The sequence below is a fragment of the Amycolatopsis sp. genome (assembly GCF_036008905.1).
Lineage (GTDB): Bacteria > Actinomycetota > Actinomycetes > Mycobacteriales > Pseudonocardiaceae > Amycolatopsis.
The window spans coordinates 1-13,345 of the sequence record NZ_DASYMU010000151.1 but is presented as its reverse complement, the minus strand read 5'-3'; the positions used below and the strand labels follow the sequence as shown (position 1 = coordinate 13,345).

At 68.0% G+C, this 13,345-nt stretch carries 15 protein-coding genes; 6 read left to right on the top strand and 9 right to left on the bottom strand.

The window, feature by feature from the left end; translation table 11 throughout:
* Positions 1–69 precede the first annotated feature (69 nt).
* Together VGP60_RS26425 and VGP60_RS26420 are read left to right on the top strand one after the other, a co-directional pair.
* Complete coding sequence (locus VGP60_RS26425) at positions 70–711, top strand: DNA-binding response regulator (RefSeq protein ID WP_327550801.1); 642 nt, start codon at positions 70–72, stop codon at positions 709–711.
* Positions 708–1,616: a hypothetical protein gene (locus VGP60_RS26420; RefSeq protein WP_327550800.1), complete on the top strand. Its 909-nt coding sequence runs from the start codon at positions 708–710 to the stop codon at positions 1,614–1,616. The genes VGP60_RS26425 and VGP60_RS26420 overlap by 4 nt, the downstream gene beginning before the upstream one ends.
* A 10-nt stretch (positions 1,617–1,626) precedes the next feature.
* Here VGP60_RS26420 and VGP60_RS26415 read toward each other — a convergent pair whose 3' ends face one another.
* The 9 genes from VGP60_RS26415 to VGP60_RS26375 all read right to left on the bottom strand — a co-directional run bounded on the left by VGP60_RS26415 (position 1,627) and on the right by VGP60_RS26375 (position 10,234).
* Positions 1,627–2,376: a phosphoglyceromutase gene (locus tag VGP60_RS26415; RefSeq protein ID WP_327550799.1), complete on the bottom strand. Its 750-nt coding sequence runs from the start codon at positions 2,374–2,376 to the stop codon at positions 1,627–1,629.
* A 503-nt stretch (positions 2,377–2,879) separates the two neighbouring features.
* Entirely contained in the window at positions 2,880–3,764 is an 885-nt protein-coding gene (locus tag VGP60_RS26410; RefSeq protein WP_327550798.1) for a DUF4349 domain-containing protein, read from the bottom strand.
* 67 nt (positions 3,765–3,831) lie between these two features.
* Positions 3,832–4,347: a YbjN domain-containing protein gene (locus VGP60_RS26405; protein ID WP_327550797.1), complete on the bottom strand. Its 516-nt coding sequence runs from the start codon at positions 4,345–4,347 to the stop codon at positions 3,832–3,834.
* Positions 4,344–5,648 (bottom strand): D-inositol-3-phosphate glycosyltransferase, encoded by a 1,305-nt coding sequence (gene mshA, locus VGP60_RS26400; protein ID WP_414640409.1) that lies wholly within the window; start codon positions 5,646–5,648, stop codon positions 4,344–4,346. Before mshA ends, VGP60_RS26405 begins: the two co-directional genes overlap by 4 nt.
* 19 nt (positions 5,649–5,667) lie before the next feature.
* Positions 5,668–6,486, bottom strand: a complete 819-nt coding sequence (locus VGP60_RS26395; RefSeq protein WP_414640408.1) for an alpha/beta fold hydrolase — start codon at positions 6,484–6,486, stop codon at positions 5,668–5,670.
* Positions 6,483–7,655, bottom strand: coding sequence for an Ig-like domain-containing protein (locus VGP60_RS26390; protein WP_327550795.1), 1,173 nt, complete (start codon positions 7,653–7,655; stop codon positions 6,483–6,485). The genes VGP60_RS26395 and VGP60_RS26390 overlap by 4 nt, the downstream gene beginning before the upstream one ends.
* A 204-nt stretch (positions 7,656–7,859) precedes the next feature.
* Entirely contained in the window at positions 7,860–8,336 is a 477-nt protein-coding gene (locus tag VGP60_RS26385) for a hypothetical protein (protein WP_327550794.1), read from the bottom strand.
* Positions 8,333–9,100 (bottom strand): hypothetical protein, encoded by a 768-nt coding sequence (locus tag VGP60_RS26380; RefSeq protein ID WP_327550793.1) that lies wholly within the window; start codon positions 9,098–9,100, stop codon positions 8,333–8,335. The genes VGP60_RS26385 and VGP60_RS26380 overlap by 4 nt, the downstream gene beginning before the upstream one ends.
* A gap of 69 nt (positions 9,101–9,169) precedes the next feature.
* Entirely contained in the window at positions 9,170–10,234 is a 1,065-nt protein-coding gene (locus VGP60_RS26375) for a UDP-N-acetylmuramate dehydrogenase (RefSeq protein WP_327550792.1), read from the bottom strand.
* Between the two features lie 25 nt (positions 10,235–10,259).
* Between VGP60_RS26375 and VGP60_RS26370 the strand changes: the two genes are divergently transcribed.
* From VGP60_RS26370 to purU, 4 genes are all read left to right on the top strand, one after another.
* Positions 10,260–10,760: a DUF2505 domain-containing protein gene (locus VGP60_RS26370; RefSeq protein WP_327550791.1), complete on the top strand. Its 501-nt coding sequence runs from the start codon at positions 10,260–10,262 to the stop codon at positions 10,758–10,760.
* Positions 10,739–11,548 (top strand): class I SAM-dependent methyltransferase, encoded by an 810-nt coding sequence (locus VGP60_RS26365; RefSeq protein WP_327550790.1) that lies wholly within the window; start codon positions 10,739–10,741, stop codon positions 11,546–11,548. Before VGP60_RS26370 ends, VGP60_RS26365 begins: the two co-directional genes overlap by 22 nt.
* A 224-nt stretch (positions 11,549–11,772) precedes the next feature.
* Positions 11,773–12,411, top strand: coding sequence for a DedA family protein (locus VGP60_RS26360; RefSeq protein ID WP_327550789.1), 639 nt, complete (start codon positions 11,773–11,775; stop codon positions 12,409–12,411).
* A 10-nt stretch (positions 12,412–12,421) separates the two neighbouring features.
* Positions 12,422–13,264 (top strand): formyltetrahydrofolate deformylase, encoded by an 843-nt coding sequence (gene purU, locus VGP60_RS26355; protein ID WP_327550859.1) that lies wholly within the window; start codon positions 12,422–12,424, stop codon positions 13,262–13,264.
* The last annotated feature ends 81 nt before the right edge of the window (positions 13,265–13,345 follow it).

Here is a 13,345-nt window from a genome sequence, read left to right as displayed (position 1 = left end):
GGTTGGCGCCGGGCGTAAACGGTGTCATCGATCGGCAACTTGTTGCCAGTTTTGGAGGACACTGGAGGTATGAAGACGGTGAGCGACGTCGTGGTGGTCCACGGTGAGCAGGAGTTGTTCGACCGGGCGGGCCACCTGTTCGAGGGCGTGACCGACATGGCCTGCGCCGCGAACGACCTGCACACCTGGTCGACGTCCCGGCCACGCCGGGCGCCCCTCGAACGGGTGGCCGGCAGGCGGATTCGCAAGATCTACCGGCCCGGCGTCCTGCTCGATCCGAGCGGGGCGGCGCATCTGCGCGAAGTCCAGGACATGGGCGCGACGATCAAGATCACGCGGGTCGACATCAACGAGACGATCCTGCTGGACAACCGTGTCGCGATCCTGGCGGGCGGGCTGACCGACGGCGTGCGTTCGTACAGCGTCATCTCGAATCCCGACACCGTGCAAGGCGTGCTCTCGCTGTTCGAAGTCGCCTGGGGCGCGGCGACCGAACTGGCCGTCTACGACGCCCGGATCGCGGAGATCCGCCTGCTCGCGCCACAGATCCTCGAGCTGCTCGCGTCGGGCTGCAAGGACGAAACCGCGGCCAGGACGCTCGGCTTGGGAGTGCGCACCTACCGGCGTCGCGTCGCCGAGCTCATGACAGCGTTGGACGCCTCTTCGCGCTTTCAAGCGGGCGCGCGTGCACGAGAACTGGGACTCATTTGAAGAAGGCAACCCTCGCGGGCCTGCTCGTCCTGACGCTCGCGGGCTGCTCGGCGCCGGTGGCGGGCACGGCGTCACCGGCACCGAACCTCGCGCTGGTCGACACCGCCGCCACGCAACAGGTCACCGCGGCGGTCCGGGAAGCCGCGGAAGCGGTGTTCAGTTACGACAGCACGAACGCTGAGGCCCAGACGGCCGCGGTCCGGAAATACCTGACCGGGACGGCCGCCGACGAGATGAAAAACCTCTTCGAGGCGGTGTGGCAAGCCGCGAAAACCACCTCGATGAAGGTCGAGACCAAGGCGACGGACGTGGGTGTCGCCACGCTGCGCTCGGATACCGCGACGCTGCTGGCCTTCGTCACCCAGCACAGCACCAACACCGGGAGCGGCCAGGCGACCACCGGGCTGGCCCAGCTGCGGCTCGACGCCGTCCGCGAGAACGGGTCGTGGCGGATCAGCGCGATGAAGGTGAACCCGATCGACAAGCCGTCGCCAGCGCTCCCGAGCCGGCCCGGGCCCGGCTTCGATCGGGACACGGCTGTCACGGCGGCGCGCTCGCTGGTCGCGGACCTGCTCTACGCCGATTCGGCGGACACGGAACGCATGTACGCCCGTTGGGTGGCCGCGTCGGCCGATCCGCTGCTCTCCCAGTACCGCACCGATCGCGACAACCTGCTGGAACCGTTCAAGACCAGCTCCGTCAAGGCGAATGTCGTGCCGGACCCGCTCTGCGTGGCCACCAGCGCCGACGCCACGAAGGCCAGCGTCCTGGTCGCGGCTTCGATCACCACCACCCGGGCGGCTGTGCCCGATCCGCCACGGGTGCTTTCGCTCAGGCTGAGCCTGGTCCGGGTCGGCGACGCCTGGAAGGTGAGCGCCATCCAGCCGGTCACCGCGGCCGCCTGAGCCTGGCGGGCTAGCGGCCCTGGTTCGCGACGGCTGCCGCTGCTTCCTTGGCGGCGACGGGGTCGAGGTACAGGCCGCCCGCGGTGATCGGCTTGAGGTCCTCGGTGAGGTCGTAGCGCAGCGGGATACCGGTCGGGATGTTCAGTCCGGCGATGTCGGAGTCGGAGATGCCGTCGAGGTGCTTGACGAGCGCGCGCAGCGAGTTGCCGTGCGCCGCGACCAGCACGTTCTTCCCGGCCCGGAGGTCGGGAACGATCGCGGAATCCCAGTACGGGAGCATCCGCTCGACGACGTCCTTGAGGCATTCCGTGCGCGGCATCGCGTCACCGAGATCGGCGTAGCGCGGGTCGGCGTCCTGGCCGAACTCGTCGCCGAGCGCGATGGGCGGCGGCGGGGTGTCGTAGGAGCGGCGCCAGAGCATGAACTGCTCCTCGCCGAACTCGTCGAGGGTCTGCTTCTTGTTCTTGCCCTGCAGCGCGCCGTAGTGCCGCTCGTTGAGCCGCCAGTCGCGCCGCACCGGGATCCAGTGCCGGTCGGCCGCGTCGAGGGCCAGGTTGGCCGTCGAAATCGCGCGTCGCATCAGCGAGGTGTGCACGACGTCCGGCAGCAGGCCGGCGTCGGCCAGCAGCTGGCCGCCGCGGCGCGCTTCTCCCTCCCCCTGCTCCGAGAGAGGCACGTCCACCCAGCCGGTGAACAGGTTTTCCGCGTTCCACGTGCTCTGGCCGTGTCGCAGCAGTACCAAGGTCCCAAGGTCGCCCATGAGCGTCAGCCTGCCAGAACCCCGACTAAGGCATTCCATCGACGTCGATCTACCGAGAGTGCGTTACCCATGAGTAACACCTTCACTCATCTGGCTTGTGACCTGCAATAAAGCGCTGACACGGCACTCCGAAAACGCGGACCGTTAACGCCGTTTCAAAAATTCACTCGAATGGAGTAGTGAGTAGTCTTGTGATTACAGGTGGGGATCTGACAGGTTGACTACCGTCCCGCTCGGTCGGATTCCACGCACTCCCCGGCCCGGCGGACACAAGGACCACGGCTCGACTCCCCCCTGCCGAGCCGTGGACCCGCCGGCCCCGTTGGCACCCCCCTCGCCAACCGGTCCACTGTGGCGGGAACTTCAGTGGGACGGCTCGAGATCGCGACTCCCCCCTCCTCTCGAGCCGTCCCGCCTAAAACCCCCTCGGGGCTCCCCGCGAGATGTCGACATCACGTGGTCTCTTAGGCGCCAAGAGATCGCCATCTGTCGACAGATGGCGGCTATTCGGGAGCAGCGGGGGCGGGCCGCCGGCGGCGGAACCACCAGACCACGGCGGCGACGGGCACGCCGATCAGCAGCAGGAACGGCGCCACAGCGCCCACCACGGTCAGCAGGCCACCGCCGAAGCCCAGGAACGCATCCCAGCCACCGGCAAGACCGCCGAGGAACCCTGAGCGGTCCGGCGGCGGCGCCACCGGCGCGGACTCGGCATTCACACTCAACGTCACCGTCGACATCGCCACGCTGCCCGCCAGCGAGTCACGCCGACGCTGGAGTGACTCCAGCTCGCTTTCCCGCGAAGTCAACTCCCCTTCGATCGACGTGATCTCGCTCACGGAAGTCGCCCGCGCCAGCAAAGCGCGCACCCGCTCGACACTCGCGCGCTGCGTGGTCAAGCGTGCTTCGACGTCGACGGTCTGGTCGGTGACGTCCTGCGCGGTCTGCTCGCGCGTCTTCACCGTCGTCCCCGGCACGCTCGTGAGCTGGCCGAGCACCGCGTCGAGTTTGTCGGCGGGCACGGACAGCGTCAGCGACGCCGAGTCGGACTCCGTGCGCTCGGCGCCGGTGAACCCGCCCGCCATGACCGCGATCTGCCGCGCCTGGTCGACGGCGGACTTCACGTCCGGCGCGGTCAGCCCGATCTTCGCCGACCGCACGAGTTTGCGTTCGGTGGCGATCTGCCCGGAGGCCACCGCAGGGGCCTTGTCGTTCGCCGGGCTGGGCGTGCTCACCTGACCGGACGCGCCCTCGGGCGCCATCTGCTTGGCATCCGCGCCCGAGTAGGCACCCGAACTCACCGACGTCCCGCTGTCGGCCGAACATCCCGCGAGCCCGGCGCCGACCCCGAGTGCCAGCACCAGTCCCGCCACAAGTCTCGATCTCATCTGCCTGTCTCCCTCCAGTGGTGCGAGTGAGACGGCGCAGCGGCTCAGCGCGGTTGCACGTGATCTGTCACGAGTTGGTCACCGATCCCGGTTCGTAACCACTGTCCGGTTCGACGAGATGCTTGAACGCCTGCAGGTTCGCCAGCGATTCGCCGCGCGAGACCCGCCAGTCCCATTCACGCTTGATCGAACTCGCGAAGCCGATCTCCAGCAACGTGTTGAAATCGCCGTCGGCCGCTTCCAGTACCTGGCCGAGGATCTTGTCGAGCTCGTCCCCGGAAACCGTGTCCAGGCCGAACTTTCCGACGAGGTAGATGTCCCCGGACTCGTCGATCGTGTAGTGCACGCCGTACAGCCTGGCGTTGCGGCGCAACAGAAACCGGTAGACCTCTTCATGCGCTTCGTCGGGACGGCGGCAGACGAAGGCTTCGACGGCGAACGCGTGGTCGCCCGCGATCATCCAGCAACTCGTCTGCAGTTTCTTGGTGCCGGGCAAGGTGACGAAGTACTTGCCCTCGCCGCGTTTTTCGTACTTCAGCTCCATGTTGTCCAAAGTGGACTGAATGATCTTGTCGATACTCACACCGCGACCTCGTCCCGCAGTTCGAGCGCGCGGCGGAACGAACCCGTCGCCTGCGCGTAGGTCTCCAAGAGCGCGTCCGTGGTGCGGCGCCAGGAAAAACGACGCGCGTGGAGCACCGCGTTGGCGGACAGCTCCGCGTGCCTGTCCGGCCGCAGCGCCGCACTCGCCAGCGCACCCGCCCAGTCCGACGCCTTGTGCGAGGGCACCAAAAGCCCGGAAACCCCGTGCACCACCGCGACCGGCAGCCCGCCGACCTCCGCGGCGACCACCGGCGTCCCGCACGCCTGCGCCTCGAGCGCGACCAGCCCGAAGGACTCGTTGTAGCTCGGCACGGCGACGACGTCCGCCGCGCGGTAGACGTTCACCAGCGACTCGCCCGGCTGCGGCGGCAGGAACCGCGTCTGCCGCTCGATGCCCAGGGAAACGGCCAGCTCACGCAGGGCCTGCGGCTGTTCGAGACCGGTGCCCGAAGGCCCGCCGACGATCATCACGACGAGCCGTTCCCGCAACTCCGGACGCCGTTCGAGCAGCTCGGCGGCCGCGTAGAGCAGCACGTCCGGCGCCTTGAGCGGCTGGATCCGGCCCGCGAACGCCAGCACGACGGCGTCATGCGGAAGCCCGAGCGCATCACGGGCGGCGGTCTTGGAACCGGGCGAAAAGCGTTCGAGATCCACCCCCGGCGACACCGTGGCCACCCCGCGCGGATCGGCGTCGTACAGCCCGACCAGCTCACGTGCCTCGACAGCGGTGTTCGCGACCAGCATGTCCGCCTCGGCGACGACCTGCTCTTCGCCGATCACCCGCGTCCTCGGCTCAGGGGTGTCCCCTTCGGCGAGCGCGGCGTTCTTCACCTTCGCCAGCGTATGCGCGGTGTGCACGAGCGGCACGCCCCAGCGATCCCGCGCGAGCCAGCCGACCTGGCCGGACAGCCAGTAGTGCGAGGCGATGACGTCGTAGTACCCAGGCTCGTGGAACGCCTCGGCCCGCAGTACCCCGGAGGTGAACGCGCACAGCTGCGCCGGCAACTCGTCGCGGCCGAGCGGCTCGAACGGACCGGCGGGGATGTGCCGGACCAGCACGCCAGGCGCGAGTTCCGCGACCGGTGGCTGCTCGGACGACGTCGCCCTGGTGAACACCTCGACCTGGATCCCGCGTCTCGCCATCTCCATTGCCGTCTGGCTGATGTAGACGTTCATGCCGCCGGCGTCGCCGGTACCCGGCTGCTCCAGTGGCGACGTGTGTACCGACATCACCGCCACCCGGCTCGGCGCATGACGAAACCCGTGAAGGGAGATGGTCACTCGGTCACTCCTGTAAGTGCTACGTGGTCGCTTCGTCGGCGAACTGCCGCAGCGCCGTAGTGAACTCCGGCGCGGCTTCGACGAAGGGCAGATGCCCCACCCCTTCGAACCAACGTGTGGAGGCACCCGGAATCTTCCCAGCCGCGAATTCTCCCGCACTCGGATCCACGACAGGATCCGCGGTCCCGTGAATCACCAACGTGGGCACGTCGACGGCGGCGAGCACGTCCTCGCTGCCGATGTCACGCCGAAACAGCGCCCCGCGCACCGAAGGCGGCACGGCCAAACTGTGGCCGAGCAACGCCTGGGCGAAGCCGCCGGGCACGGCCTTTACCGCCATGTCCCGGCTGAACTCGACCAGCGCGGGCACCGCGACCTGCGGATCGTCGGACAACGCGGCGGGCAGCGCCGTTCGCATGGCCGGCCCGATCTTGCCGCCCCGGCGCCCGCGGCCGATCTCCGTGATCGCGCCGGCCAGCACGATCCCGGCCAGCCGTTCTGAGCCGTAAGTGCGCAGGTAGTCGGCGATGACGAGCCCGCCGTACGACCAGCCGACGACGATCGCGCCTTCACCCGCGAAGTCGAGCACCGCGGACAGGTCTGCCGCCCAGTTGCGCGGGTCGTCGTAGCCCTCGGCCGGGACGTCGGACGCCCCGTGGCCGCGCAGGTCCATCGCGACCAGCCGGAACCGCTCGGTCAGCGCGGGGTCCGCGAACTGCGGAGCCCACGCCGACGACGCCTGCGCCCAGCCGTGCACGAACACGATCGGCCGCGAGTTGGCCATGCCTTCGACCCGCAGCCCGAGCCGGACGCCGGCTGCGCTGACCTCGGTGTTCACTTGATCGCGGACTTGCTCTGCCAGGATTTCCAGTCGAAGAACCAGACCTTGACGTCGGAGTTGACCGGGCTGGCCAGGGTGGAGCCGCTGATCTCCACCGGGTCGCCGATCAGCGCCGAGTCGAAGTAGTGCTTGGCGTCGGCTTCGAGCAGGTTGACGCAGCCGTGCGAGGTGTTCGCCTTGCCGATGTTGGCCGCGTTGTCCTGGTTCTCGTGGATGAACTCGCCGTGGTTGGAGATCCGGCAGGCCCATTTCTTGTTGACGTTCGTGTAGTGGTACTGCTCGTTGTTGAAGACCGCGGCGGGCTTCTTCTCCATCACGATGAACGTGCCGTTCGGCGTGTTCCGGGCCTGCTCGGAGTCGAGGCCGTTGGAGCACGGGTAGCTCTTGTGCGCCGCGCCGTCGCGGGTGACGTTCATGGCGTGGTCCGGCGTGTGGATCTTGACGACCTGGTTGCGGCCGATCTTGAACTTGGTGCTGACGTCGGACTTGCCGAAGCTGCCGCCGCCGAGGTCGACGCCGTAGAGCTTCGCCTCGACCGTGACGGTGCTGTTGGCGGGCCAGTAGTCCTTGGTCCGGTAACAGACCACCGAGTCGCTCAGCCAGCCCCACGAGCCTTCGGCGTCCCCGGAGCACTTCACCGAGAGCGCCTTTTCGGCCGCGGCCCGATCCTTCACCGGCGAGGCGAACTCGACCTTGACCGGCATGCCGACGCCGACCTCGGCGTTGTCCGACGGGTTGACCGTCGCGCGGACCTCCTTGGCGGGCTTCAGCGTGGTGAAGTTGCCCGTCAGCTCGGCCGGCTTGTTTTCGGCGTCGTTCGCTTTCGCGGCGTAGGTGTACGTCTTGCCGTAGCCGAGCGACTCCGAGCTGGTCCAGCTCAAACCGTCGGCGGCGAGCTCGCCCTTGACGTCCTTGCCACCCGAGGAGACCTTGACCTCGGTGAGCTTGCCTTCGGTGACCTTCACCACCACGGGCTTCGCGACCTCGGCGTCCTTGGCGTCGATCGCCGGTTCCGCGGTGATCTTGGCCTTCGACGGCGTGTCGGCAGCAGGTCCCGCTGGCTGAGGGGTGCCCGCGACACTGTCGCCGTCACTGGAACAGGCAGCAAGGAGCACCGAAGCCCCCACAGCCAGCGCGGCCTTGAACACCGTGCGCCGTTCGATCACCGTCAAACCTCCCGTTGGCACCCCACCTGCGCTTCTACGCAGAAATAGCTAGCGAGCGCTCCGACGTTACTTGCGGCCCGATCCGCCCCTTCGGAACCACACGAACAGTGGACGCGCGGGGACCGTGGTCGGTTGCCGCATATGTCCCGCGGATCCCAGGATGCCATGGTCCGCCCCATAAGTACCTGTGAGTTGCCTGGCACTTCACGCGGAGCGACGGTGCATGACCACGCCGGTGCCGACGACGAGGAGCAGCGTGACCAACGCCCAGCGCCGTTTCTTCTCCGTCCCGTCCGCCTTGGCCAGCGCGCGGGCCTTGGCCGGGCTGACCGGGTTCGACTCCGGCTTGGGCACAGGCGCGGCTTTCGGCACTGGTGGCGTCTTCGGTGCGGACGTCGACGGCTTGGTGCTCGACGAACCACTCGTGGGCGGAACGCTCGGCGTCGCGGACACCGGCGACGTTTTGCCCGCTAAAGGTGAGGGCGTGGCACCCGTTGACGAGGTGGCTGCCGCGGCGGCGCACCGCTCGTGCAGGTCGACCTCCAGCGGCCCGAGGGCCAGTTCGTCGGTGATCTCGATCCCGGCGACTTGAAGGTTCCGGCACTCGTCGGGAAGCGCGGGCTGCGTCGACGGGGGCGCGAGGACGAACAGCAGTGCCGCGACGCCGAGCACCGCGCTCACTTCAGACGTTCCAGTACGGACTGGAACGCGTCAGGACCCACCGCGGCTCCCCCGGTGAAGGGATTCTGCAGCTGGTAGATCGCGAACAGGAGGAGCGTCAGCGTCGCCGTCAGGGTGGAGACCACGATGATGTGCGTGCGCAGCTTCGTCCCGCCGAAGAGCAGCGGCAGCCCGACGGTCAGCAGGGTGCCCAGCGCGAGCGCGAACCAGATGACCGGGCTGACACCGCCGTTGTTGACCGCGTTGAGCCGTTCCTGGCGGGCTTCGTAGACGTCCCAAAGCTTTTCGGTCGCTTCCTGCTGACGGCTCTTCTGCCAGTCTTCGGAGACCTCGACGCCGGACACGACCGTGCTCAACTGCTCCAGCTGCGTCCAGCCCGGCTTTTCCACCTTGTCGCCGTCAGCCATTCGGGGCCATTCTTTTTCGCTCACCGTGGTGGCATAGGCGCGGGTGAGCTGTTGAATTTTGACGCGGGCGTCGGTGGGCAGGGATTTGGCCGCCCAATCGACCGCGATCAGGCCGCCTGCCTCGCGATAGGATTCGTCGCTCGCCGAATTCGCGTTGTCGAGCAGGCCGATGAGAATGAAGGCGATGAGCACCGCGTGCAGACCGCCGACGATGCCGAACACCTGACCCGACAACGTGTTGTTCTCACTGCCTTCCACCTCATCGGGTGACTTACTTTTCCGCAGGAAATAGGTTATAGCGGCCATGATCGCTGCCGCGCCGGCCACACAGCTAAGGCCGACGATGAACACGGACATTTGAGAATTCCTTCACCCGAAATGGACGGCCGCATTATGTATGGACCGTGAAGGAGACTAGGGCACGCCTTACAGCGCGCAGTTGATCAAGAGAGGTTCCGGGTGCAATTCGACGCCGAAACGGGCGATTACGCCGTCGCGAACCTCGGCGGCGAGTGCCAGCAAATCCGCTGTAGACGCCGAACCGCGGTTGGTCAATGCCAAGGCGTGCTTGGTCGAAAGCGAAACCCGGCCGCCGGGGCCTTGGTGTCCTTTGGCGAATCCGGCGCGCTCGATCAGCCACGCGGCCGAGAGCTTCACGCCGCCGTCCGCCGGGTATTCGGGCACGCGGACGTCCGGGCCGACGACGTCGGTGATCCGCGCGAGCACCGCGGGGGCATCGGCCGCGGGCACGATCGGGTTCGTGAAGAACGAGCCCGCACTCCAGGTGTCGTGGTCGCCGGCGTCGAGGACCATGCCCTTGCCGCGGCGGAGTTCGAGCACGGCCGCGCGCGCGTCGGCGGCGGGAACCCGGGTGCCGATCTCGACGCCGAGCGTCCGCGCCAGTTCGGCGTAGCGGATCGGCGAGGACAGGCCGTCCACCTTGAGGCCGAATCGGACTTTCAGGACCACTCCGGCGTCGGTGCCCTTCAGGACGCTGGTCCGGTACGCGAAGCCGAGTTCCGCGGCGCTCAGCGTGCGGCGCTCGCCGGTGCGGCGGTCGTAGAGGTCGATCGAGAGCAGGGAGTCGGCGATCTCACAGCCGTACGCGCCGACGTTCTGGATCGGGGTCGCGCCGACCGAGCCCGGGATCCCGGAGAGACACTCCAACCCGCCGACGCCTGCCTCGACCGTCGCCGCGACGAACTCGTCCCAGTTCTGCCCGGCCTCGACGTCGAGGATGCCGTTGTCGCCCAACTGCCAGCCGGAGTTGGCCACGCGGACCACGGTGCCGTCGAAACCGGCGTCGCCCACCACGAGGTTGGAACCGCCGCCGAGCAGCAGCAGCGGCTCGCCGGCGTCGTCGAGCTCCCGCACCAGCTCGACGAGCAGCTCGGCCGTCCCGGCCTCGGCGAATCGGCGCGCCGGACCGCCGAGGCGCAGCGTGGTGTGGTTCGACAGCGTCGCCTGGGTAGGAGTTTCGACAGTGCTCACAACATCAAACGGTACTGTCCGGGACATGGGATCCCGTATCGACCACCGCGCAGAGTTCACGCAGGCCGTCAGTGAGGTGTACGCCGCCTCGTCTGACGAGTCCGTGCTGCGCGCGCGGCTCAGCCAGCTCGGCGGCAAGCACGGCGGTCTGCAGGAGCACACGGTGACCCCGGACGGTGTCAAGTACAAGCTGACGCAGGGCATCGGCGCGGAACAGCTGCCGCAGGCCGTGCGGACGCTGCACAAGGGCGACCTGATCGTCCACCGCGACCAGGTCTGGCAGGCCGACGAGCACGGCTATGTCGGTACCGCGAACGCCACGGTCAACGGCGTCCCCGGCGAGATCACCGCGAAGACCACGCTGACCCGCGTGGACGACAAGACCATTTTGCGCACGTTCGGCGAGGTCAAGGTCCGTATCCCACTGTTCGGCGCGAAGCTGGAGAGCGTCATCGCCGAACAGGTCACCAAGCTGCTCCAGCACGAAGCCGAATTCACCGCGAAGTGGCTGGCCGACCGAGGCTGAAACCGGGGGCGCTCCTCGGAGCGCCGACCCGCGGCACCACCAACCCGAACCGGCTCCGGCGCGTCGACCGCTGGATGACCGGCGACCGGGCCGTTGGCGCGCTTCTCCGGCGCACGACAGACCCGCTCGTGGTGGATCTCGGGTACGGCGCGTCCCCGGTGACGACGGTCGAGATGGGTCGCAGGCTGCGAGCCGCGCATCCGGACGTCCGCGTGCTCGGGCTGGAGCTGGACGCCGAGCGGGTCGCCTTCGCGCAGAGCGCGGTCGAAAAGCCGTGGCTCGACTTTCGCCGCGGCGGGTTCGAGCTGGCGGGGACGCGGCCGGTGCTCGTGCGGGCGTTCAACGTGCTGCGGCAGTACGCCGAGGACGAGGTCGCCGACGCCTGGCAGGTGATGCTCGACCGGCTCGCGCCCGGCGGCTTACTCGTCGAAGGTACCTGCGACGAGATCGGCCGGCTGTGTACGTGGATCACGGTCTCCGCAGACGGTCCGCAGACGCTCACGTTGTCCTGCAAGGTTTCCACACTGGACCGTCCGTCCACAATGGCCGAACGACTCCCCAAGGCGCTCATCCACCGGAACGTCCCCGGCGAACGCGTCCACGACCTTATGTCTACTTTGGACACTTGCTGGGCCGCCGCCGCGCCACACCAGGCCTTCGGCGCCCGCGCCCGCTGGATGGAAACCATCCACATGCTCGTCGACCGCGGCTGGCCCGTCCTCGGCACCCCCGCCCGCTGGCGCCTCGGCGAACTCACCTTCCCCTACCCCTCCGTCACCCCCTCCTGAACCCCCGAATATGTCGACAACTTATCGCGAAAAGTTGTGGACATATTCGGAAGAAACTCACCCCAGGAGCCCCACCAGCCACACGAGTGCGCAAAACCTCCGAATATGTCGACATGTTCTGAAGTTCGGAGCTGGGGAAAGTGTCGACATATTCGCGGGTGGTGTTCACGTGGGGGGCGCCGGAGGGTTACCTGGGGGTGGCTTTGGGTGATCACCATGGGTGAGTGGAGGTACTGGGGCAGGTTGCCGAGATCGTTGGGGACAGGTTGGGGTCGCCGTGGTTGTGGGTGATCGTGTTCGGTGTGTCCGGGTTGGACGCGCTGCTGCCGTTCATGCCGAGCGAAACGACCGTGCTCGTCGTCGCCGTGCTCCTCGGACATGACCCGGCACGGCTGGCGTTGCTCGCGCTGGTCGCCGCCCTCGGCGCATGGGCGGGCGACTGCCTCGGGTACTCGATCGGCCGGAGCGCCGGACCTCGCGTGATCGCCCGTCTCCAGCGCGGCCCGAGCGGCCGGCAGCGGTACGAGTGGGCGCGTACACGGATCGAGCAACACGCGGTGCTGCTGATCATCGCCGCCCGCTACGTTCCCGGCGGCCGCGTGGCCAGCGCGCTGGCGACCGGCTCCCTGCGCTACCCGCTTCGCCGCTTCGTGCCGCTCGACGCGGCGGGCGCGGCGCTCTGGGCCGTGTACAGCGTGCTCATCGGTTACGCGGGCGGCGCGACCTTCGCCGACGAGCCGGAAAAGGGCCTGCTGCTCTCGTTCGGGATCGGGCTGGCGCTGGTCGCGGGCATCGAGTTCGGCAGGCGGCTTCGACCGCGCACGCCGCGACAAGGAAAGATGTCGGACCGTGCCTCCCTCTGAACACCGATACGTGATCACCTTCGCCTGCCCGGACCGCACCGGCATCGTGGCCCGGATCGCCGGGTTCCTGGCCGAGTCGGGCGGCTGGATCGTGGAGGCGAGTTACCACACCGACCCCGACACCGGCTGGTTCTTCACCCGCCAGGTGGTCCGCGCGAACTCGCTGGCTTTCGACGTCGAAGAGCTGCGAAGCCGCTTCGCCGAGGTCGCCGCGTCGCTGTCGTCAGAGTCGACGTGGAAGGTGGACGACACCGACGAGCGCCGCCGCGTGGTGATCCTGGTGTCGAAGGAAGGCCACTGCCTCTACGACCTGCTCGGCCGCGTCGCCGCCGGGGAACTAGACGTCGACGTCCGCGCGGTGATCGGCAACCACGCGTCGCTCGGCGACATCACCCGCGCGCACGGCATCCCGTTCCACCACGTGCCCTTCCCCGCCGACGGCAAGGCCGAAGCCTTCGCCCACGTCGCGAAACTCGTCGACGAACACGAACCGCACGCCGTCGTGCTCGCCCGCTTCATGCAGGTGCTGCCCGCCGAACTGTGCGAGGCCTGGGCCGGGCGCGCGCTGAACATCCACCACAGCTTCCTGCCGTCGTTCATCGGCGCGAAGCCGTACCACCAGGCGCACAAACGCGGCGTGAAGCTCGTCGGCGCGACCTGCCACTACGTCACCGCGGACCTCGACGCCGGCCCGATCGTCGAGCAGGACGTCATCCGCGTCGACCACGGGGATTCGGTGGTGGACATGGTCCGCAAGGGCCGCGACATCGAAAAGGTGACGCTGGCGCGCGGCCTCCGCTGGCACCTGGAGAGCCGGGTTCTGGTCCACGGCAACAAAACCGTCGTCTTCTAGCGCGCCCCTAAGCCAAAAAAGTGGCATGAACGGACCCTTGAGTTTTAACCGTTGGGTTTGGCTTTGGTGGTTTTCTTGGTC